General features: G+C 66.4%; 18 protein-coding genes and 1 pseudogene. 10 read left to right on the forward strand and 9 right to left on the reverse strand.

Going from position 1 to position 22,573, the window contains the following annotated elements; all coding sequences use genetic code 11:
- Positions 1-477 precede the first annotated feature (477 nt).
- The 6 genes and pseudogenes from AB0F41_RS03735 (at position 478) to AB0F41_RS03760 (ending at position 6,601) form a co-directional block, all read left to right on the forward strand.
- Positions 478-1,719 carry a cytochrome P450 gene (locus AB0F41_RS03735; protein WP_357421151.1) on the forward strand — a complete coding sequence of 414 codons (1,242 nt, stop codon included), beginning with the start codon at positions 478-480 and terminating at the stop codon, positions 1,717-1,719.
- A 237-nt stretch (positions 1,720-1,956) separates the two neighbouring features.
- Positions 1,957-3,657 (forward strand): AMP-binding protein, encoded by a 1,701-nt coding sequence (locus AB0F41_RS03740; protein WP_357421152.1) that lies wholly within the window; start codon positions 1,957-1,959, stop codon positions 3,655-3,657.
- A gap of 52 nt (positions 3,658-3,709) precedes the next feature.
- The gene (locus tag AB0F41_RS03745) at positions 3,710-4,648 is read left to right on the forward strand and encodes an acyl-ACP desaturase (RefSeq protein WP_357421153.1); all 939 of its coding nucleotides are present in this window, start codon (positions 3,710-3,712) and stop codon (positions 4,646-4,648) included.
- 15 nt (positions 4,649-4,663) lie between these two features.
- Positions 4,664-4,915, forward strand: coding sequence for an acyl carrier protein (locus tag AB0F41_RS03750; protein WP_357421154.1), 252 nt, complete (start codon positions 4,664-4,666; stop codon positions 4,913-4,915).
- A 65-nt stretch (positions 4,916-4,980) separates the two neighbouring features.
- A complete protein-coding gene (locus AB0F41_RS03755) occupies positions 4,981-5,955 on the forward strand; it encodes a ketoacyl-ACP synthase III family protein (RefSeq protein ID WP_357421155.1) in 975 nt (324 codons plus the stop codon).
- Positions 5,956-5,982: 27 nt separating this feature from the next.
- A pseudogene (locus AB0F41_RS03760) lies at positions 5,983-6,601 on the forward strand (hypothetical protein).
- A 48-nt stretch (positions 6,602-6,649) separates the two neighbouring features.
- Here the strand turns inward: AB0F41_RS03760 and AB0F41_RS03765 are convergent.
- Positions 6,650-7,225 (reverse strand): CGNR zinc finger domain-containing protein, encoded by a 576-nt coding sequence (locus AB0F41_RS03765; RefSeq protein WP_357421156.1) that lies wholly within the window; start codon positions 7,223-7,225, stop codon positions 6,650-6,652.
- A gap of 103 nt (positions 7,226-7,328) precedes the next feature.
- Between AB0F41_RS03765 and AB0F41_RS03770 the strand changes: the two genes are divergently transcribed.
- Positions 7,329-8,531, forward strand: coding sequence for an epoxide hydrolase family protein (locus AB0F41_RS03770; RefSeq protein ID WP_357421157.1), 1,203 nt, complete (start codon positions 7,329-7,331; stop codon positions 8,529-8,531).
- A gap of 56 nt (positions 8,532-8,587) precedes the next feature.
- Here the strand turns inward: AB0F41_RS03770 and AB0F41_RS03775 are convergent, their stop codons facing one another.
- Positions 8,588-10,120 carry an amidase gene (locus AB0F41_RS03775; RefSeq protein WP_357421158.1) on the reverse strand — a complete coding sequence of 511 codons (1,533 nt, stop codon included), beginning with the start codon at positions 10,118-10,120 and terminating at the stop codon, positions 8,588-8,590.
- A gap of 925 nt (positions 10,121-11,045) precedes the next feature.
- Here AB0F41_RS03775 and AB0F41_RS03780 point away from each other — a divergent pair.
- Positions 11,046-11,951, forward strand: a complete 906-nt coding sequence (locus tag AB0F41_RS03780) for a phosphatidylinositol mannoside acyltransferase (protein WP_357421159.1) — start codon at positions 11,046-11,048, stop codon at positions 11,949-11,951.
- A gap of 136 nt (positions 11,952-12,087) precedes the next feature.
- On the forward strand, positions 12,088-13,683 hold the full coding sequence (locus AB0F41_RS03785) for a serine hydrolase (RefSeq protein WP_357421160.1): 1,596 nt from the start codon (positions 12,088-12,090) through the stop codon (positions 13,681-13,683).
- Positions 13,684-13,735: 52 nt separating this feature from the next.
- On the opposite strand, the gene AB0F41_RS03790 is transcribed toward AB0F41_RS03785, so the two are convergent.
- From AB0F41_RS03790 to AB0F41_RS03820, 7 genes are all read right to left on the reverse strand, one after another.
- Positions 13,736-16,129 carry an excinuclease ABC subunit UvrA gene (locus AB0F41_RS03790; RefSeq protein WP_357421161.1) on the reverse strand — a complete coding sequence of 798 codons (2,394 nt, stop codon included), beginning with the start codon at positions 16,127-16,129 and terminating at the stop codon, positions 13,736-13,738.
- A gap of 132 nt (positions 16,130-16,261) precedes the next feature.
- Complete coding sequence (locus tag AB0F41_RS03795) at positions 16,262-16,672, reverse strand: VOC family protein (protein ID WP_357421162.1); 411 nt, start codon at positions 16,670-16,672, stop codon at positions 16,262-16,264.
- Between the two features lie 5 nt (positions 16,673-16,677).
- Positions 16,678-17,124 (reverse strand): helix-turn-helix transcriptional regulator, encoded by a 447-nt coding sequence (locus AB0F41_RS03800; protein WP_357421163.1) that lies wholly within the window; start codon positions 17,122-17,124, stop codon positions 16,678-16,680.
- Between the two features lie 49 nt (positions 17,125-17,173).
- Positions 17,174-17,866: a CE1759 family FMN reductase gene (locus AB0F41_RS03805; protein WP_357421164.1), complete on the reverse strand. Its 693-nt coding sequence runs from the start codon at positions 17,864-17,866 to the stop codon at positions 17,174-17,176.
- Positions 17,863-18,396, reverse strand: a complete 534-nt coding sequence (locus AB0F41_RS03810; RefSeq protein WP_357421165.1) for a MarR family transcriptional regulator — start codon at positions 18,394-18,396, stop codon at positions 17,863-17,865. The genes AB0F41_RS03805 and AB0F41_RS03810 overlap by 4 nt, the downstream gene beginning before the upstream one ends.
- A gap of 72 nt (positions 18,397-18,468) precedes the next feature.
- Positions 18,469-19,629 (reverse strand): LLM class flavin-dependent oxidoreductase, encoded by a 1,161-nt coding sequence (locus AB0F41_RS03815; RefSeq protein WP_357421166.1) that lies wholly within the window; start codon positions 19,627-19,629, stop codon positions 18,469-18,471.
- 115 nt (positions 19,630-19,744) lie between these two features.
- Entirely contained in the window at positions 19,745-20,380 is a 636-nt protein-coding gene (locus AB0F41_RS03820) for a TetR/AcrR family transcriptional regulator (RefSeq protein ID WP_357421167.1), read from the reverse strand.
- Between the two features lie 134 nt (positions 20,381-20,514).
- Between AB0F41_RS03820 and AB0F41_RS03825 the strand changes: the two genes are divergently transcribed.
- A complete protein-coding gene (locus AB0F41_RS03825) occupies positions 20,515-22,530 on the forward strand; it encodes a hypothetical protein (RefSeq protein ID WP_357421168.1) in 2,016 nt (671 codons plus the stop codon).
- Positions 22,531-22,573 lie beyond the last annotated feature (43 nt).

Below are 22,573 nucleotides of genomic sequence, written 5' to 3' on the forward strand. Positions count from 1 at the left end.
CCGCGAGGTATCGGCGTCCGACCGGAGGAGACTTCGTGTTCGCAAAGCCTCAACTCGGACATCACCGGCTTCTCGTCTGATCCCGGGCGATCCCGTGCGTTGATGGTCGCGGGTGGGTAGAAGACGTGATCGCGAAACTCGACTCCGCGCTTTCTCGCGAACAGCGACTCGGATATGGCGGGGGCGCGAGCCCGGCCTCGTCGGGAATCCCCGTGGTTCCGCCCACGCGAACCGTTCGCTCGAACAGCGAATTAGCCTTGTGTACAATACAATTCGAATCGGCGCAGCAGATCTTCCGGCAACCACTCATCCACTTGTCGTCGCAGGATCAAGTGCCTGAACCGAAATTTACGGCGCCCACCGAACGGCTAGAATGCCGTCCCGGCGGCACCCACCGAGTACCCGAGACGCTGCCGACAACCTTCTCGGCCGCTCCCTATCGAACATGCAGTAAGTTAGACTCAAAGGAGATCTTCGGTGCAATCTCAGCAGGCCCCGCCCGACGCTGCGATCCATCCGGCCAGTACTATCGACGGCCCTCGCGAGCTACTCTGGAGCGAGCAGTTCGCCGCGGATCCCCAAGGTGCGTACAAGCGTATGCGTCAGCGTTACGGGACCCTGGCGCCTGTCGAAATCGCGCCGGGCATCCCCGCGACACTGGTTCTCGGCTACCACACTGCGGTCAAGATCCTCAATGAGCCCGACCGTTTTCCGGCGGATCCCAGGGTATGGCAGGCCTCCGCCCCCGCGGATTCGCCGATCATGCCCATGCTGGAGTGGCGCCCGAACGCTGTGCGTTCCAGCGGAGTAGCCCATGCCCGGTACCGCTCGGCGACCGTCGCCGCGCTGGACGGGGTTGACCTGCATGCACTGCGGGTGATCATCGCGGAAGCCGCACGCCCGATCATCAACTCATTCTGCGAGGACGGAAGAGCCGACGTCATCGGCCAGTACGCACTGCCACTGATGTTCGGCGTGCTCAACGGCCTGCTGGGGTGTTCACCTGATATCGGTGCGCGGGTGACGCAGGGGATGGTGATGATATTCGACTCGACGAATACTGATGCCGAAATGGCCAATGCGATGATCGGCGAGGCGATGATCGAACTCATCGCGATGAAGCGCGCCGAACCCGGCGATGACATCACCACCCGGCTGCTGCAACATGAGGAAGCCGGTCTCACCGATGAGGAATTGATTCACGCGCTGATCACGTTTTACGGCGCCGGCATCGAGCCACCGCGCAACCTCATCGGCAACGCGCTGCTGATGATGCTGACCGACCCCCGTTATGAAATTGGGCAATCCGGTTTCCCGCCCTCGTCCCGGGCAGCCTTGGACGAAATACTGGTGAAGGACCCGCCATTCGCGAACTACTGCATGAGCTATCCTCGGCAGCCCGTGCTGATCGACAATGTCTGGCTGCCGCCGAATCAGCCGGTGCTCATCAGTATTTCCGCCTGTAATAACGATCCGGCGGTCAATAACGGTGACTATCTCAACAATCGCTGGAATCTCGCCTGGGGTTCGGGCCCCCACTCCTGTCCCGCGCAGTCGCCGACGATGCTGATCGCGGCCGATGCGATCGACCAATTGCTGGACGCCCTGCCGGAACTCCGGGTGGCGGTCCCGCCGGAACGACTTGCCTGGCGCCCGGGCCCGTTCCATCGCGCGCTGGCGTCGCTGCCGGTCGTCTTCCCGCCCACCCCGAAGCTCTAGCTGCGCATATACGGCCAGCTCGGGGCCGAAATATACTGTTATCCAGGGTCATTGGACAAACAGTGGTACGATCGAGCCACTCAATCTGAAGCCAGCCGCCAAGCCGGGGCCGGCTTGGCGTGCTCGAGGTGGTCGTTGTGGGGCAGTTCAGCAGATCGACAGCGAAGTTGCCAGGCGTGGTCCCGTCGGTTACCGACGGGCCCGCGGTACAACGGAATTGGTTCGGGTGGCGATGACATGACTATACCATCGGTCTGGACCAATTCCACCCTGGGTGGGGCGCTGGATTCGCTCGCCGCGAGTGCTGTATCACGCGACCAGGAAATTCGCTTTCCCGATCGGCCTGGCGGTGATGAACGGATCGGCCTGGTCGAGCTGACAGACGCCTCGAAGCGTTTTGCTCATGGGCTACTGTCCGGTCCTGAACCCGGCGGTGTGGTGGGGATTCTGCTTCCGCCGGGTCCCGAGTTCCTCATCGCATGGTTCGGCATCCTGCGCGCCGGGAGCGCAGCGACCGTCCTCCCGGTGACTGCGGTCCATCCCGCGAAGCAGGCCTTACACCTCAGACAGCTCGTTGACGTGGCAGGTCTGCAAACCGTAGTGACCGGGCCGGAGTACGAACCCGTGGCGAGCGAGCTGCGGAAGATCTGCCCAGAACTGCGGCTCATCACTGTCGCGGAGAGCACGCCCGGCGACGGAGCGCTGCCGACCCTGCAGCCGGACAGCGCCGCATTCGTGCAGTTCACATCGGGCAGCACCCGGGCGCCGCGCGGCGTCCTGCTGACCCACGCGAACATCATGGCCGGACTCACGGGGATCGTACGCTCAGGAGAGATGACAGCCGCTGACGTCTGGGCGCAGTGGACTCCGCTCTATCACGATATGGGCCTCTTCGGCATGATGTCCGGGCTGCTGTCCGGGATGCAGATCAATCTCGTCTCCCCGCAGACTTTCATCCGCCGGCCGGAGCGGTTTCTGCAGGTTCTCGCCGATACCGGCGCCACCATCACCACCGGCCCGAATTTCAGCTATGACCTGATCGCCCGCGTGGCCCGTGCCAACCCTGATCTGGTCGCGAGCCTCGACCTTTCCCGATGGCGACTGGCCATCAACGGCGGAGAGGTGCTCTCGCCGCAAACTCTCGAGGACTTCGACGCCGCCCTCGCACCAGCGGGTGTCGCGCCGTCGGTGATGTTTCCGGCCTATGGAATGGCCGAGGCCACCCTGGCCATCACATTCTCGCAGCCCGGCAGCCGACCCGTCACACTGTGGGCCGACCGCAATACTCTGGCGGAAGCCGGTGTGGTGCGTGAACTTGCCGCTGGAGATCCTGCGGCTACCGGTCTCGTCTCCTCCGGGCGGCCCGTGGCCGGTCTGGAAGTGCGTATCACCGCCGGTGATGGTTCCCGGTGTGCTGAGGATCAACTGGGTGAGATCCAGATTCGCGGCGCCGCGGTGACGGCCGGCTACTACCGAGATCCCGTGTCCACCGCCGAGCTATTCGACGACAGCTGGCTGCGCACGGGTGATCTCGGGTTCTGGCACGAGGGGCAGCTCTACGTCGGTGGCCGACGTAAGGAAATGGTGATCGTGAATGGCCGCAATTACTTTCCGTCCGACGCCGAACAGGTTGCTCGCACGGTGCCGGGTGTTTACCGGGGCCGAGCGATAGCTTTCGCCGACACCGAGCAAACCGGGGATGGCCGGGTCGGGGAATATGTCGGCTTGATAGTCGAATCCGACTGTCCGGAAACCGATTACCCCATGCTGATCGAGCGGGTTCGCAAGCAGGTGACCGCAGAGCTCGACCTTTCCGCAGTTCGCGTACATCCCGTTTCGCCCGGCTTTCTCACCCGTTCAACCAGCGGAAAATGGCAGCGCCTCGCGGCTGCGGCACGACTCGCCGACGAGGGTCACACCTACGTGCCGACAGAGTAATCCGCTTATCCAGTGGACGAAGACGCTCGACCAGGTAGTAGGAGTGGCCATAATGACAAGTCCGACAGAAAAGCACGACCTCGGCATAATGACCTATTTGGCGCCGGTCGTCGAGGATAATCTGAACCGTCATCTCAGCCTCACCAAGGAATGGTTCCCGCATCAGTTCGTCCCGTGGAGCGAAGGCTCCAATTTCGACGGGCCCCTTGGTGGCGACGCCTGGGAACCGGGGCAAAGCAAGCTGTCCGAACACGCACGAGCATCACTGATCGTGGGGCTACTCGGCGAAGACAACCTGCCGAGCTATTTCTTCACCATCCTGTCCGCTCACGGAAACAACGGCGCCTGGGCTGAATGGGTTCGTCAATGGTGCGCCGAAGAAGCCCGGCATTCCGTGGTGCTGCGGGACTATCTGCATACCACCCGGGCGGTGGACCCTATCGCGCTGGAACGAGCGCGGATGGCGCATATGGCGAATGGGTACGTCAACGCGCATGAGGGCGATGGGGTGCTGCGCACCATCATGATGCTCAGCATGTCGGAATTACAAGCTCGGGTGATTCACCGCAATACCGGAATGCTCAGCAACGACCCGATCTGTGACCGCATCATGGCCAGATTGGCAGCCGACGAGAATCTGCACATGATCTTCTACCGGAATCTGGTGGAAGCCGCACTCGAAATCGATCCCGAGGACGCGATGGTCGCGCTCTGCGATGTGATCACAGTCTTCGGCGGCCCCGCCCAGCAGATACCGGACTTCACCGCGTTGTCGCGCCAATTCATGAAGGCCGGCGTCTACACCAGCCGCATGCATATCGACTCCGTAATCAACCCATATGTGCGCCATCTGCGTCTGCTCGACCGGACGGACCTGGGCCCGGCCGCACGGAAAGCACAGGACCGGATCGGCCGCTATGTCAACCGGATCGAGTTGGCCTGCCGCCGCTTCGAGTCCATGCGCCAGGACCCACAGCTGCAAACGAACTGATCGAGGGAGTCGACTATGCCAAACCCCACCGAAACAGCTGGCGCCGCCGTGTGCGATCTGTTCGCCCAGGAACTGAAGACGCCAGTTCAGCTCGATGACGTCATCGAGGAGCTGCCCAATATCGAATCCGTACGGTTCATGCGGATCCTCACCCGTATCGAAGACCACTTCGAGATCGAATTGGACGACGAAGCGGTCTTCGGGGCAGCGACAGTCGGCGAGCTGGCGCAGATCGTCGCGCAACCATCGTCGGGCACGCACGTCTAATGGGAATACTCGCTGCGATAACCAGAAGCACGCAGACCGAACCCGCCACGCAGCCCCCTGCGAGCATGGCGCTTCAAGTCGGGATCGCCGCCGCGACCACCTGCCTCCCGGACCGGCGCGAGACCGCACGGGGCAGCGGTATCGCCGAGGACGACGCCGAAATATGCGACCTGGAAGGCTACCGTCGGATTCCCGTCTCCGACGGCAATCCCGTGACGGATCTCGCCGTACCCGCCGCGATAGACGCCCTGCGGCGTAGTGGTCATCAACCATCCGAGATCGATCTCGTGATCTATGCGTGGCTCGACGATCAGGGTGACGCCATGCCCATTCCGCATACCCGGCTGGCACGGCTGATAGGTTCCCATGAGGCGGTGACGATCGGTATCCAGCAGAAATCCGGCGGCGGCGCCATCGCGCTCGAACTGGCCTCCGAATTGCTGAACAGCGGCCGGTACCGGACGGCGCTGGTGGCAACCGGCGACGTGTTCGACCACGACCCGCACACGAGGTGGGTGCGCCACGGCAGCCAGGGCATCCTGCTGGGCGATGGCGCGACAGCCGCGGTACTGGACCGGCGCCCGCGTCCGTTGATGGTCCAGGCCGTCGCCTCGGCAGGTCGGCCGGATACCGAGTTGCAGTTCTCCCAGCCGTCGGCGAGGTCTGGTTCGGAACCCGTGGAACGGGTCCTGAACCCTGCCGCGGTTCCCGCTATGCGGAGTGCGATATCAACCGCCGTCGCCGACGTCCTGAGCACCACCGGACTCGAACCGGATGATCCCCGGATCTGTTTGGTCGCATTCAGCAGATTGGGTCGTACCCTGCTACGCCGGGTCTACTATCCCGCGCTACCCAAAGGGCTGCCACGACCACTCGAATTGTCCAGTGAGACAGGACATCTCGGCGCAGGAGACCTGCTCGCCAACCTGGCGCACATCCAGGACAATCGGCTGATGTCGCCCGGTGAGTACGGGTTGCTGGTCAATGTCGGTATGGGTTTCAATGTGACCGCCGCGATCGTGCGTGCGGACGCGGCGTAAAGGATCCCGCGCGGCCACGCTCGAACGATGGTCCGATCTGCTGATCACGGGGCATTGCGGGGCCGGGTCGCGGTGATTGCCGGCGCGACCCGGGGTGCGGGACGAGGGATCGCCGCCGGGCTCGGGGAAGCGGGCGCGACGGTGGTCTGCACCGGGCGGAGCAGCCGCCGGGGCGGTATGGCGTCCGACTACGACCGCCCGGAGACGATCGAGGAAACCGCCGAGTTGGTCACCCGGCTGGGCGGCAGGGGAGTGCCGGTTCAGATCGACCACCTGGACACCGGACAGGTGGAGCAGCTGGCCGCGCGGCTTCGCGCTGGGGCACGAACTCGCCGGGTACGGCGGCACCGCCGTAGCCCTCACGCCCGGCTGGTTGCGCTCGGAGATGATGCTGGACAACTATCACGTCACCGAGGAGAACTGGCGTGACGCACTGATCGAGCAGCGCCCCGGCGGCCTGCCCACGGCGGCGCCGGGGTTCGCGTCGTCGGAGTCGCCGGGGTTCATCGGCCGCGCCGTGGCGGCGATGGCCGGGGATCCGCATCGCGCCCGCTGGAATCAGCGATCGGTAACCTCGGCCGAGCTGGCGAGAGAGTATGGGTTCACCGATATCGACGGCCGTATCCCCGACAGTTGGCAGCCGTGAACGCTCTACCGTGCGGTGCGACGGCCCGCGCTGGATCGAAGGTGACGATCACTTCGCCGGCCTGGTGTTATTGCGCTGGCTGGCATTGAAGCGCGCCTTCTTCTGCCGATTTCCGCAGGTGTTCATGTCACACCATTTGCGGGTGCGACTCTGGCTGGTGTCGAAGAAGGCGGCCCGGCAGGTCGGCGATGCGCACAAGGCCAATCTTCCGTCCCGCTCGCCCGCGATGATGCCGATCGCGTCGGCGGCTATCACACCCAGGGCGTCTTCTACGCGGGACGCCGAGCCGAGTCGCCATTGCCGATTGCCCTCGGGCGTCAGGACAGACGCTGCCATACCCTGCATGCTGCGGTCATTGATGATTTGGACAGCGGACGTGGGGAGAGCGTCTCGGATCGCGGCCGCTGTCACGGCGGCGTGAATGGACTCCCGCAGCTCCCGTGCGAGTTCGTGCTGGGCGGTGGTGCAGGAGTCCACGGCGAGGCCGTTCACCGTCAGCCAGTCGACGAGTCGCTGTGGTGTGGGAATGCGCTCCACAGCGTCGCCACAACGCTCCGTCAGGGTCGCCGTGAAGCTGGTCGCCAGCACGCTACCGAGGCGGAAGTCAGGAAACCCAGCAGGCATGGAACCACCTTAGCCGGTTGCTCAGCGATGCAGCAGCATGTTAGAACCGTCTTAGCCGGTTCGCGGGAAGTCGTGCCCGGTTCCACGATGACCAGGAGGTCTCATGCCCACGCTCGGCCGCCTCATTCCGGCATTCACGCCGGACCCCGTCGACGTACAGGCATTCGAAGCCCACGCACCCGACGCCGACCTCGACGATCTGCGCGCGCGTTTGGCTGCGGCCCGGCTACCGGAGGCCGAGACGGTTTATCGCGCCGCGCCCGACCCTCGCCGATGGGAACAGGGCGTTCCTCTCGCCGACCTGGTCGATGTCGTGAACTACTGGCACACCGGGTACAACTGGCGGGCGTTCGAAGAGCGGCTCAACCGGGTCGGCCAGTTCCGCACGACCATCGACGATCTGGGGATCCACTTCCTGCACCGACGATCCGCGCGCGCAGATCCCACTCCGCTGATCCTGACGCACGGCTGGCCGGACAGCGTTGCCCGGTTCATCGATGCAGTAGACGAGCTCGCGAATCCGAAAGATGCCGGCGCGCCGGCGTTCCACGTCGTGGTTCCCTCGCTGCCGGGCTTCGGTTACAGCGACAAGCCGGCCACCACCGGATGGGGAACCGAAAAGATCGCGGCCGCATGGGTGGAACTGATGGGCAGGCTCGGTTACCACCAGTTCGCAGCCCACGGCGGCGACTGGGGAGGCAACATCACCACAGTTCTCGGCGGCAGGTTCCCGGCGCACGTGCTGGGCATCCACACAACGTTCGCGGAAGCACCGCCCGGACTGACGACAGACGGGCTGACGGCGACCGAGCGCGAATGGATCGCGGACACCCGCGATTTCTGGCGCCACCGCGCGGCGTACGCGAAACAGCAGGCGACCCGGCCGCAGACCATCGGCTACTCGCTCGTCGACTCACCGGTCGGGCTGCTCGCCTGGATCCTCGACAAGTTCGCCGAGTGGACCGATACCGAGGACAGCCCGTTCGAGACGATCTCCATGGACAGGCTTCTCGACGATGTCACCCTGTATTGGCTGACCCGTACCGGCGCATCAGCGGCCCGCATCTACTACGAAAGCCACAACTCGTTGGACCCGGACCTCCGGGTCGACGTGCCGTCCGCACTCACCATGTATCCCCGCGACGTCGAGAAGTGTCCGCGCCCCTGGGCGCAGGAGCGGTACCGGCGGATCGTCCGATGGAAGTCGCCCGAGACCGGGGGACATTTCCCGTCGCTGGAGGTTCCCGAGTATTTCGTCAGAGACCTGCAAGAAGGTCTCGCGGCAGTGCTGGCCGCCGATCGGTGAACCCCGGCCGGATGCATATCCGCACCTCGTCCCCGACGGACACAGGGGAGTGCGCCCTACTTCGGTGCCTGAAAGCCGCCGATCTTCTGCTCGAGCAGTTCGGCCAGCCGCAGCGAGGTGCGGTCCTCGAACATCGGACCGATCAGCTGTACTCCCACCGGCAGCTCCTCGGGCGACCGGCCTGCCGGGATGGCCGTTGCGGGCAGGCCGGGCATGGTGGCCACACCTGCCAGGACGAGCTGGTCGAAGTACGGGTACTCGACGCCGTCGATATCGATATACCGGTCTTCCAGCCCGCCGTTGTGATCGTGCGGGAAGGCGGGAGTGGGCGTGATGGGACACACCACGGCATCGAACTCGGCGAAGAGCTGCCGCCAGCCGTGGCGATGGAGTTCGCGACGGTGGTTCGCCTCGACCCAGCCGCGGTGGCCGAGCACCATGCCGCGCAGCCGCGCCGCATCGAGACTCCGGTCGTCCGTGCTCAGGGCGGCGGCGTGGGTCTGCAACTGTTCGTAGACGTCGGCGGGAAGACCTGCCGCGGCGTTCGACAGCATCAGCAGCATGTAGAGCCGCGCCGCTTCGGCCTGATCGGGCAGCAGCGGACTACGCCGTTCGACGCGGGCGCCCTCGTCGACGAGCGCCTCGGCGACCCGGTTCACGCCCGCCCGCACCGCCGATCCGGTCGGAATGAGCGGATGATCCTCGATGATCAGGACACGGAAGTCCGACAGCCGCTCGTGGCGCGCGGGCGGCAGTGCGAAATCGTAAGCGACGCCGTGGGTCAGCGGGTCCGGTCCGGCCATCACGTCCAGCAGCAGCGTGAGGTCGCGGGCGGTGCGGGCCATCGGGCCGACGACGGCGAGGTCGAGGTCGATCGGCAGCGCAGGCGCGGGCGGCGCGACCATGCCGCGGGTGGGCGCCAGCCCGAGTGTCGGTTTGTGTGCGTAGATGCCGCAGAAATGCGCGGGGGTGCGCAACGAACCGGCGAGGTCGGAGCCGATGGACAGCGCGCCGAATCCGGACGCCAGGGCCGCCGCCGAACCCCCGGACGACCCACCCGATGTGCGGCTGTGATCCCACGGATTGCTGGTGGTGCCGTAGATCTCGTTGAAGCTCTGGATATCTCGCAGCATCAACGGCACGTTGGTCTTACCGAGCAGCACCGCACCGGCGGTCTTCAACCGCGACACCTGCACCGCATCCTCGGCCGGCACATGGCCCGCGTACTGCGGCATGCCCCAGGTGGTGGGCAGCCCGGCGATGTTGTAGGACTCTTTGACCGTCACCGGGATACCGAGCAGCGGCCGGTCCTCGCCGCGAGCGCGCGCCCGGTCGGCAGCGCGCGCGGCGGCCCGCGCATTATCGAAGTCCGGCACACAGATCGCGTTGATCGCCTTGTCATCCCGCTCGATACGGGCGATCGCCTCGTCGGTCAGTTCCACCGAGGTCACCGCACCGGCACGCAAGGCTGCCGCGAGCTCTTCGGCCGACCGAAAATTCCACTCCATGTCCATGAATCCGACGCTATTGGTCCGCCACAGAGGCCATAAAATACTGCTCCGCACAATGGGAAAGTCGAACGGGACCACCTACTTCGGTGAAGTCAGGCACTCGTTGCGCCATCGAGGCTGCTCACCGCAGGTCACAGCGTCCGGCAGGGGCCGACTCCGTCAGCGCAGGGCATGAAACACGGCGTCACACAACGGGAGCGATATCTCATTGCTCCGGGGACCCGCAGGACAGGACACCGAACGACCGACACCCGAAATCGACCACGCCCGCGAGGGGGACGAGGAGATCCCGTGACGCCGCAGCACTACTTTACATAATGTAGATTATCGGCGTTCTTGGGCGACGCGGTTCCGGGGATTCGGGGTTCGGGCGATCTGCTTGCGGAACGGACTACATTTCTTCGGGGCCCGGCCTGGCGCGGGCGGGAATTACGCCGAGCCCGGCCACCGACACGCCCCCGGTGCGTGCAATTTCTGCGCGCGTGATTATGTCAACTCGACCACCCGCGCCTCGGCGCCTCCTGTCATCGCCTACTGAGGCATGCGATCGACACCCATGGCCTCCGCCCTGCGACGCCCTGCTGTCCGAGAGGCGTTCTACCCGCAATCGAGGCCGGCCCGCCACAGCGAAGTTCGCCCCTCCCCCCTGGCCGGTCTCCCCCATCTCGACCAGAACTGTCACAGTGACGAAATTGGGTGAGTGGCCGAAGAGGCTTGGCTGAACACATGATCCAACCACCGCAGGCCGGCGTGGGCGACGGATCAGCTCGTCGTTGCCGCGCCGTTGTCCAGGAGGCTGTTGGCTGTGTCCTGTGTCGGGCTCGTCGGTACCGCTGTTGGCGCTGGACTTGGAGGACAATCAAGGGGTGAATGGCGATAATCCGCTGCCGCGGAACCCACTCGGTCGTCTCGGGGAACCCGCCGGCACGCGGGCGCAGCCGTATCCCGCCGCGACCTGCCCTGCAGTGTTCGGCAACGCCGGATCGCGCACCGGGGGTCGACAGTGACTCTGCAGGCTCGCGTATGGGACCTCGGGTACGCGGCCGGCTGGGGGCTGGTGCGGGCCATGCCGCAGCGGTGGGCCATGCGGCTGTTCGAGGTCACGGCCGATCGCGCGGCCCGTGGCGGTGGGCCGGTGCAGCTACGGCGGAATCTGGCCCGCGTGCTGTCGACAGCACCGGAGCAGGTGCCCGACGAACTCATGCGCGCGAGCCTGCGCTCCTATGCGCGCTACTGGTGCGAAGCGTTCCGGCTGCCGTCGATGGATCCGGTGCGGCTGGCCGCGACCATCGACTCCGTGGCCACCGGGGTCGAACATATCCACGAGGCGGCCTCGCGCGGGCGCGGGGCCGTGCTGGCGTTGCCGCACAGTGGCAACTGGGACCTGGCGGGAGTGTGGCTGGTCCAGCGGGTCGGCACACCGACCGTCGTCGCCGAGCGGCTGCAACCGGAGTCGCTGTTCCGCCGCTTCGTCAGGTTCCGGGAGAGTCTGGGTTTCGAGATCATTCCGCTCACCGGCGGCGCGGCGCCACCGTTCGAGCAGCTGACCGCGCGGTTACGGCAGGGGCGGATGGTGGGGCTGCTCGGTGAGCGCGATTTGTCCGGTGCGGGTGTGCCCGTGACCTTCTTCGGTGAAGCGGCCTGCATGCCCGCTGGTCCGGCCCGGTTGGCGATCGATACCGGGGCGCCGCTGCTACCGGTGCATTGCTGGTTCACCCCTGACGGCTGGGGGTTCCACATCGACGCGCCGATCGACACCTCCGGCGGTGTGCAGCGCACGACTCAGTCCTTGGCCGACCGGTTCGCCGCCGGTATCGCCGCACACCCGGCCGACTGGCATATGTTGCAGCCGGTGTGGACCGCCGATCGTCGTGCCCGCGACCGGGCGCGTAGCAATCCGGACCACTGATCGGGTGTTCCGGCAGGTCATGGCGGGTGTCCCGGTGACCGACACGGTATTTGTGCGGTTCTCGGGTGGGGCCGAGCGCTGGGGCTAGGCTCGGACCGACTGGGCTCGTGTCAGCGACGACCTCCGGAGGCGAGCTATGCGCAGACGTCCGCTGGTAGCTATGGGTATCGCGGTGGTGACGGCCGCGGGACTCGTCGCGGCATGCGGGGGCGACGAGCCGGTGCCGACGGCGCGGACCGCGACGCCGGAGGCCGAATCGGCCGGGCCTGCGCAGGAGGCGGGCGTCGCCATACCGAACGGCCGGGTCGAACATATTCTCGATCGGATCGATCAGCGGGCCGGTGAACTGATGCGGAGCACCGAGATTCCGGGGATGGCGGTCGCGGTCGTATCCGACGGCAAGATCGTGTATCAGAAGGGGTTCGGCGTGCGGGATGTGGTCAGCAGACTGCCGGTGGATCCGGAGACGGTGTTTCAGCTGGCGTCGATGTCCAAACCGATCGGGGCTACGGTGGTGGCGCGGCAGGTGCAGGAGGGCGTGGTGGATTGGGATACGCCCATGCGGGAGCCGGCGCCGTGGTTCGCGTTGAACGATCCTTATGTCAGTGATCATGTGACCATCGGTGATCTGTACTCGCATCGGTCCGGGTTGCCCGATCATGCCGGGGACGAATTGGAGGATCTGGGGTTCGATCGGGCGGAGATCCTCGAACGGCTGCGGTTGCTGCCGTTGGGGCCTTTCCGGGATTCCTACGAGTACACCAATTTCGGGGTGACCGCCGCGGCCACCGCGGTCGCGGACGCGGCGGGTACGGACTGGGCGGAACTGTCGGAGCGGTCGCTGTACCGGCCGCTGGGGATGGGTGCGACCAGTTCCCGGTACGACGATTTCCTGGCGACCCCGGATCGGGCGAACGGACACGTGCTGGTGGACGGTGCGTATCGCCGCAGTGAGCAGGGGCGGCAGCCGGACGCGCAATCGCCCGCGGGTGGGGTGAATTCGTCGGTGCGCGATATCGCCCGATGGATGACGATGGTCCTGGCGGGCGGCTCGTTCGAAGGGAAGCAGGTGGTGGCGCCGGAGGCGTTGCTACCGGCGGTGTCGCCGCAAGCGGTATCGGTTCCGCCGTCCGCGCCGGACGCGCGGGCCGGTTCCTACGGTTTCGGGTTCAACGTGAACGATTCGGCGGCGGGCCGGGTGGTGCTGAGTCATTCGGGGGCGTTCAACGCGGGCGCGGCGACCGCGTTCACGCTGATCCCGTCGGCGGACGTGGGGATCGTGACGTTGACGAATGCGGCGCCGATCGGGGTGCCGGAGACATTGAATGCCGAGTTCGCGGATCTGGTGCAGTTCGGTGAGGTGCGCCAGGACTGGTGGGAGCTGTATCGGGAGGCGTTCGCGCAGATCGACGCACCCACGGGCGAGCTGGTGGATGTGTCGCCGCCGCGGGATGCGGCGCCTGCGCAACCGTCGGAGACATATACGGGTGTGTACGGGAACGACTATTACGGTCCGGCGACGGTGTCTGCCGATGACGCCGGTGCCCTGCTGCTGACCTTGGGGCCCGGGCGGGTGACGGTGCCGCTACGGCACCGGGAGGGCGATACGTTCGTCTTCTCGCCGGGTGGTGAGAGCGCGAACCCGGGTACGGTGTCGCAGGCCCGTTTCGAGGGTGACCGGTTGTGGCTGGAGTTCTACGATACGGGCGGTCTCGGCACGTTCATTCGGTGATCGGCGGGCCGGGCGGGGTCACCCCGCCCGGCCACTCCCCTGTTGCGGCGTTTCAGGCGCCGATGTATTCGGCCAGGTGCTTGCCGGTGAGGGTGCTGCGGTCGGCGACCAGCTCGGCGGGGGTGCCTTCGAAGACGATGGTGCCGCCGTCGTGGCCGGCGCCGGGACCGAGGTCGATGATCCAGTCGGCGTGTGCCATCACGGCCTGGTGGTGTTCTATGACGATCACGGATTTGCCGGAGTCGACGAGGCGGTCCAGCAGGCCGAGCAGGTTTTCGACGTCGGCGAGGTGCAGGCCGGTGGTCGGTTCGTCGAGGACGTAGATCCCGCCTTTGTCGGCCATCCGGGTCGCCAGTTTGAGGCGTTGCCGTTCGCCGCCGGAGAGGGTGGTGAGTGGCTGGCCGAGTTTGATGTAGCCGAGGCCGACGTCGAGGAGGCGGTCGAGGATCTTGTGCGCGGCGGGGAGGCGGGCGTCGCCGGCGCCGAAGAACGTCTCGGCTTCGGCGACCGACATCTCGAATACTTCGGCGATATTGCGGCCGCCGAAGGTGTATTCGAGGACTTGGGCCTGGAATCGCCTGCCTTCGCATTCTTCGCAGGGGGATTCGACGGTGGCCATGACGCCGAGGTCGGTGTAGATGACGCCGGCGCCGTTACAGGTGGGGCACGCGCCTTCGGAGTTGGAGCTGAACAGGGCGGGTTTCACCCCGTTCTCCTTGGCGAAGGCTTTGCGGATGGGGTCGAGCAGCCCGGTATAGGTGGCGGGGTTGCTGCGGCGGGAGCCCTTGATCGGGGTCTGGTCGACCGACACCACCCCGTCGAGCCCGGATACCGAGCTGTCGATGAGGGAGCTCTTGCCGGATCCGGCGACCCCGGTGAGGACGACGAGCACGCCGAGCGGGATGTCGACGTCGACGTCGCGCAGGTTGTGGGAGTCGGCGCCGCGAATTTCCAGTGCTTCGGTGGACGGCCGCACCGACGGTTTGAGGGTGGCGCGGTCGTCGAGGTGGCGGCCGGTGATGGTGCCGCTGCCGCGCAGTCCTTCGATGCTGCCTTCGAACATCACCTGGCCGCCCTCGGTTCCGGCGCGGGGGCCGAGGTCGATGATGTGGTCGGCGACGGCGATGACCTCGGGTTTGTGTTCGACGACCAGGACGGTGTTGCCTTTGTCGCGCAGCTGCAGCAGTAGTTCGTTCATGCGCTGGATATCGTGCGGGTGCAGGCCGATGGTGGGTTCGTCGAAGACGTAGGTGACGTCGGTGAGTGAGGAGCCGAGGTGGCGGATCATTTTGGTGCGCTGCGCCTCGCCGCCCGAGAGGGTGCCGGCGGGTCGTTCCAGGGACAGGTAGCCGAGCCCGATGTCGACGAATGAGTCGAGGGTTTCGCCGAGGGCGGTCAGGAGCGGGGCGACGGAGGGTTCGTCGAGTTGGCGTACCCAGTCGGCGAGGTCGCTGATCTGCATGGCGCAGGCGTCGGCGATATTGATGCCGTTGATCTTGGAGGAGCGGGCTTCGGCGCTGAGCCGGGTGCCGCCGCAATCGGGGCAGAGGTCGAAGGTGATGGCGCGGTCGACGAAGGCGCGGATATGCGGTTGCATGGCTTCGCGGTCCTTGGCCAGGAACGATTTCTGAATTTTGGGGATGAGGCCTTCGTAGGTGACGTTGATGCCTTCGACCTTGATGCGGGTGGGTTCTTTGTACAGCAGGTCGTTGAGTTGTTTCTTGGTGAATTTCTTGATGGGTTTGTCGGGGTCGAAGTAGCCGCAGCCGCGGAAGATGCGCCCGTACCAGCCGTCCATGCTGTAGCCGGGGATGGTGAGGGCGCCGTCGTTGAGGGATTTGGTGTCGTCGTAGAGGGCGGTGAGGTCGAAATCGGAGACCGAGCCGCGGCCTTCGCAGCGTGGGCACATGCCGCCGGTGATGCTGAAGCTGCGTCGTTCGCGGACGGTCTGGCCGCCTTTTTCGACGGTGACGGCGCCGGCGCCGCTGAGGGAGGCGACATTGAAGGAGAACGCCTGCGGTGATCCGATATGGGGGGTGCCGAGCCTGCTGAACAGGATGCGCAGCATGGCATTGGCGTCGGTGGCGGTGCCGACGGTGGAGCGCGGGTCGGAGCCCATACGTTCCTGGTCGACGATGATGGCGGTGGTGAGGCCGTCGAGGACGTCGACGTCGGGGCGGGCCTGGCTGGGCATGAAGCCCTGGATGAACGCGCTGTAGGTTTCGTTGATGAGGCGCTGGGATTCGGCGGCGATGGTGCTGAACACCAGGGAGCTCTTGCCCGATCCGGAGACTCCGGTGAAAACGGTGAGGCGGCGTTTCGGGATCTCGACGCTGATGTCTTTGAGGTTGTTCTCGCGGGCACCGTAGACGCGGATCAGGTCGTGGGTGTCGGCGATATGCGGTTCGGACTCCGACCGGGTTCCCGTTGTGGTGGCCGTGCTCATCGTTTCTCCATCTGTTGTGCGGGCCGTGTGGTCGCCGGCGCCTCGGTCGATCCAATCAGTTTCGTGTGACAGGTTCGCCGCCCGCTGCCGGCCCGCGGTGTGCCGCCGGGATGGGGCGGGCCGGCAGCGGGGTCAGCGCAGTTCCTGGATCCGGATCATATTGCCCGCGGGGTCGCGGACGGCGAAGTCGCGGATGCCGTAGGGCTGTTCGGTGGGTTCCTGGACGATATCGGCGTCGCCGGTCTGCAGGCGTTCGAAGGCGGCGTCGAGGTCTTTGGTGGCGAGGTTGATACCGCCGTAGGTGCCTTTGGCCATCATTTCGCTGATGGTGCGGCGTTCGTCGTCGGTGATGCCGGGGTCGACGGCGGGCGGGTGCAGGACGATGGAGGTGCCGGGTTGTTCGGGCGGGCCGACGGTGATCCAGCGCAGGCCGTTGTAGCCGACATCGTTGCGGACTTCGAAGCCGAGGGTGTCGCGGTAGAAGGTGAGGGCGGCGTCGGGGTCGTCCTGGGGCAGGTAGCTGGAGTGGATGATGATGTCCATGCCGCTCACGCTAGTTGCGTGCCGGTGACCTGCGCTTCTCGATTCCTGATCGGTCTGGTTACGTGTTTTTCCACGCAGGAGGGGATGCCCGCGGCGGCGGCGACCTCCCGGCGGTAGGCGCCGGGAGGGATGCCGACGAGTTCGGTGAAGCGGGTGGTGAAGGTGCCGAGTGAGGCGCAGCCGACGGTGAAGCAGACTTCGGTGACGCTGAGGTCGCCGCGGCGCAGCAGTGCCATGGCGCGTTCGATGCGGCGGGTCATCAGATAGCTGTAGGGCGATTCGCCGTAGGCGTTGCGGAATTGCCGGCTGAGGTGGCCGGCGGACATGTTGACGCCGCGGGCGAGCGCTTCGACGTCGAGGGGTTGTGCGTAGTCTCGGTCGATCCGGTCGCGTACCCGGCGCAACAGCGCGAGGTCGCGCAGGTGTTGTGTTGTCGCGGGTGTGCTGGTCACGTGGGTGATCGTCCCATAGGGCGGGGCGGGTTGCCCAGTGATATCGGGGTCAGCGGGCGTGGGCCGCTCCCCCGCCGGCGGCCAGCCGCATGAGGTCGGTGTCGAGGTCGACGGTGGTTTCGCTGCCGCCGGCGCTGCCGAAGGAGTGCTGGTAGCTGTTCCAGGATTCGTTTTTGACCTTGTGCGCGAAGCCGCTCTCCATGAGCAGGACCAGTTCGAGGGCGGCGCGGTCGATTCGTTTGTTCAGGTCGGTGTCGTTCCAGTCTTCGGAGGCGGCGAACAGTGAGGTGGGCACGGTCATGGTGCGGAGGAACGCGAACAGTGCGCGCATCTGTTCGTCGACGACGAGGGCGTGGCGGGCGGTGCCCGCGGTGGCGGCGAGGATCACCGGTTTGGCGATGAGCAGGTCGTTGTCGAGGATGTGGAAGAAGGAGGTCAGCAGTCCGCTGGGTGCGGCCTTGTAGACGGGTGCGGCGACGATGAGTCCGTCGGCGGCGGCGAGGGTGGCGACGGCCGCGGTGAGTTTGGGGCCCATGAGCTGGGACACGAGGGCGGTGCTGATCTCGCCGGCGAGTTCGCGCAGTTCGATGACGTCGACGGTGAGGGTGGCGTCGCGCCGGTCGGTGCGGGCGCCGATGCGGGCGGAGACGCGGTCGGCCAGCATACGGGTCGAGGAGGGGTTGCTGGTGCCGCCGCTGACGACGACCAGCCGGTAGGTGGTGCGTTCGCCGGTGGTGTTCATGGTTGCTCCTTGGTGTTCGCGGTGTCGGCGAGTTTGGCGCAGATCGTTTCGAGTGCGTGCAGGTCGGTGTCGTCGAGGACGGCGGTGAGGGCCCGCGCGACCCCGACGGCGTGGCGGCCGCCGATCCGTCGCTGCCGGGTGCGGCCTTCGGGGGTGAGGGACAGCCGCACGCCGCGCCCGTCGGCCGGGTCGGGGGTGCGCCGGACCAGGCCGCGGTCGATGAGCCGGTCGACCATGCGGGACAGGGCCGGCTGGGTGAGCAGGACGTGCCGGTTGAGTTCGGCGGGGCGGAGGGGTTCGGCGTATTTCGACAGCGTGTAGAGGACGTCGTATTCGCGCATGGTGAGCCCGTGCCAGACGTCCTGGGCGGCGAACTGTTTCATCAGTACGGCGTGTGCGGTGAGCAGCTGTTCCCAGGCGTCGTTGGCCAGACGGCTGCTGGTGCGGGTGGCTTCGCGGTCTGCGGTCCGGTGCCCGCGGGGCGGCGCGGGCCTGTCCCCCGCCGCCCCGTGCGGATCAGGTTCGGTCATGGCTGTATCCATCTCGTATGAGCGGGGGCCCGGCGTGGTGACGCTTCGCTACCGTCTCAGGGCCCGGCTCGGTCAGGCGGTGGCGTCCTGGTAGGGGTTGGCGCCGGCGAGGTTGTTGCCCTGGTTGGCGTTGGGTCGTGCCTGGCGCGGTGCGGTGTCGCCGTATTTGGCGGTGACCCGCGCCTGGTGGGTGGGGGCGGCCGCCGATTCGGGGTCGCGGCGGGTGTCGAGTTCTTTGCGCAGGACGGGCACGACTTCCTCGCCGAGCAGGTCGAGCTGGTTCAGGACGGTTTTCAGCGGCAGTCCGGCGTGGTCCATCAGCCACAGCTGACGCTGGTAGTCGCCGAAGGTGTCGTGGAAGGTGAGGGTTTTGTCGATGATTTCCTGCGGGCTGCCGACCGAGAGCGGGGTCATTTCGGCGAAGTCCTCCAGGGAGGGGCCGTGGCCGTAGACGGGTGCTTCGTTGAAGTAGGGCCGGAATTCGTTCCAGGCGTCCTGGGATTTCTTCGCGATATAGGCTTGGCCGCCGAGTCCGACGATGGCCTGTTTCTTGGTGCCGTGGCCGTAGTGTTCGAAGCGCTGCCGGTAGAACTCGATGAGCTGCAGCGAGTGGACGGTGGGCCAGAAGATGTGGTTGGCGAAGAAACCGTTGCCGTAGTAGGCGGCCTGTTCGGCGATTTCCGGGGTGCGGATGGAGCCGTGCCAGACGAAGGGCGGCACATCGTCGAGGGGCCGAGGGGTGGCGGTGAAACCTTGGAGCGGGGTCCGGTACTCGCCTTCCCAGTCGACGACGTCTTCGCGCCAGAGCCGGTGCAGCAGGTTGTAGTTCTCCAGGGCGAGGGGCAGCCCGGCCCGGATGTCTTTGCCGAACCACGGGTAGACGGGTCCGGTGTTGCCGCGTCCGAGCATCAGGTCCATGCGGCCTTTGGCGAGGTGCTGCAGCATGGCGTAGTCCTCGGCGATTTTCACCGGGTCGTTGGTGGTGATGAGGGTGGTGGCCGTGGTCAGGATCAGCCGCTCGGTGGTGGCCGCGATATGGGCGAGCAGGGTCGTCGGCGAGGAGGAGAAGAAGGGCGGGTTGTGGTGCTCGCCGATGGCGAACACGTCGAGTCCGACCTCTTCGGTTTTGCGCGCGATCTGCACGATCGCGTCGATGCGCTCGGCTTCGCTGGGGGTGGTGCCGGTTACCGGGTCGCGGGTGATATCGCTGACCGAGAAGATTCCGAATTGCATCTGTTGTCTCTCCCACCGTTCGTTTCTATGCGTTTGCATCTACTTGAACGGGTGGGTGGGGTGGGTTATTCCGTGCCCTGGGCGGGGCGGCTCTCTCCGGTCGTGGTGTCCGGTCTCATAGTCCGGCGGCCGGGTCGAGCAGCTTCTCGCGGGTTTCCATCCAGTTCTGCAGGGTGAGCCGCCGGAGCGCCGAGATCAGTGTGGCCCCGAGGTCGAATGCCGGATCGATCAGCGATTGTGTGCGTAGCCCGTTCCAGGTGGCCAGGAACTGACGGGCGACCTCGGCGGGGTCCAGGCCGGGATGGGCCAGTCCGGCCTGCTGGCGCGCGACGATGATCGCCGTCCATCGGTGCAGCGCCGCGGCGTGGTGCGCGGCGAAGAAGTCCCGGGCCGGATGTCCGGGGGTGCCGATATGACCCGCCAGGGCGGTGTAGAGGAGTGTCACCTGCCGGTGGGTTCCGGTGGCGTATTCCCGCAGTCGTTCGATGTCCAGGACGTCGTCTCCGGCCGGAGACCGCTCGTCGTCCTCGTCGAACGCGCAGCTCAGCGCCGCCACCAGCAGATGGTCGCGAGAGGGGAAGTGGTAGAGGACGGTCGCTTCGCCGGCACCGGCGCGAGCGGCGGTTTCGGCCGTGGTCACGCCGGCATGCCCCTTCTCCAGGACCAGATCGAGTACGGCGCGCGCTATCGTGCGGCGTCGTTCGGCAGTTCCGGAGTAGCTTCCGCGGCTCCGTCCCGATGGTGTCGGCATGCCGCGACTCTACGCATCCGGATAATCAGAGTGTCACTCGAGTTTGTTCCGGTAATCGAGCCAAGATGCCGTTTCGGGCTTCTAGACTCCCGGCCATATACCCATCTGCACTCTAATTATCTCGGAGAGCCACCGTGCACGACGACGCCACCGATCCACTCTTCGCTTCCCCCTACCTGGATATCGATGAATGGCGCGACACCCCGGTCCGCCATCGGTATGTCCATGGCGGATTCACGGGCACCGACACCCGCTTCTCGCTGTACTTCCCACCTGCCGCGGATTACCGGGGACGCTTCTTCCAGCACATCACCCCGGTACCCGACAGCGAGAACCTCGCACCCGGCGCGGTGGGGCAGGAGGACAAGATCGGGTTCGCGTTCTCGTGCGGGGCCTATTTCCTGGAGACCAACGGCGGCGGCGCGCCCGCGACCCCCGGTGACCCGGCCGCCGACCCCACCGTCACCGCCTATCGCGCGAATGCCGCCGCCGCGACGCATTCGCGCGAGGTTGCCATCAGGCTCTACGGCGCGCATCGCGCCTACGGCTACGCCTATGGGGGCAGCGGCGGCGGATACCGCACCATCGGCGCTGCCGAGAGCACCGAAGGGGTGTGGGATGGTTTCGTGCCGTATGTCATCGGCAGTCCCATGGCCATCCCGAACGTATTCTCCGCCCGGATGCACGCCCAGCGTGTCCTGCGCGACCGCCTCGACGCAATCGCCGACGCCGTCGACGCCGGTTCGGCGCGCGCGATCGGCTCCGGGCTCAGCGCGGAAGAGGCCGGCGCCCTGCGGGAAGTCACCCGGATGGGTTTTCCGGTTCGCTCCTGGTTCGGCCACCGCACCATGGGTTTCCATGCCTTCGGCACCTTGTACCCGCATATCGTGACCGTGGATCCGGGGTATTTCGAGGATTATTGGACCGTCCCCGGGTACCTTGGCGCCGACCCCGCCGCATCGGTCCATCGCGACCGGGTCCGATACCGCTGCCGGACCTCCGGCGCACTGACCTCCGCGCAGGCCGCGGCCGGGGGTGTACCGGGCCACCGGGCGCCGGGAACCCCTCGCGGCGGTGTCGACGAGGCGTTCCGGGGTGACGGGACAGGAACGGATGCCATCGTCGCGGTCGGGGTAGCCGGGTCTCCTATCGAGCCTCCGGTCGGGGGAGCCGATCTGGTGGTGATCTCCGGTGCGGCAGCGGGCGCACGTGCGACCGTCTCGGGTTTCCACGGTGATATCGCGGTTCTCGACACACCCGACTCCGGCGCGCTGACCGGTCTCGAACCCGGCGACACCGTCGAAATCGACAACAGCGCGTTCCTGGCCGCCCAGACCTACCATCGGCACCAGGTGCCGGCCGAGGGGTATCCGGTGTGGGATCAGTTCCGCGACGCGGCCGGGAATCCGCGCTATCCGCAGCGACCGCTCCTGTTGGGCCCACTGTTCACCGCGGCGGCCTCGGGTCACCTGCCGACCGGGCGTTTCGCCGGCAAGATGATCGTCGTCTCCTGCCTGCTGGATCGTGAGGCCTTCCCCTGGCAGGCCGACTGGTACCGCGACCGGGTCCGGGAACACCACGGCGCGGATGCCGATGAGCATTTCCGGCTCTGGTTCGTCGACCACGCATTGCACGGTGACGACGAAATCCAGGAGCATCCCACCCGCACGGTCTCCTACCTCGGTGTCCTGCACGAGGCGTTACGCCAGGTCAGCGCCTGGGTGGAGACGGGTCGGGCACCCGCTGCCGGTACCCGCTACGCCGTCGAGGACGGGCAGGTCCACGTGCCCGCCCACGCCGCCGACCGGTTGGGTGTTCAGCCGGTGGTGACCCTCACCGCCGACGGCGCTCAGCGCGCCGAGATCACCGCGGGCCGCTGCGTCCGGTTCGAGGTCGTCGCCGAAACACCGCCGGGGTCCGGCCTGATCGTCGCCCTCGCCTGGGATTTCGACGGCACCGGCGCCTTCACCGACACCGCCGAGTTCGATCCGGCCGCCGCGGTGACCATCGCACGTGAGCACGTTTTCACCGATCCCGGCACGCACTTCGTCACAGTCCGGGTATCGGCACACCCCGACGGCGACTCCACGACTCCCTACGCCCGCATGGACAATGTGGCGCGGGTCCGGGTAGTCGTCGCCCCCTCGTGAGACTCGTGGTGCGGCAACGGGCGGGTGCGCGCGGGGCGTCATT

Origin of the sequence: Nocardia sp. NPDC024068, assembly GCF_040638875.1 — a bacterium.
Taxonomy (GTDB): Bacteria; Actinomycetota; Actinomycetes; order Mycobacteriales; family Mycobacteriaceae; genus Nocardia.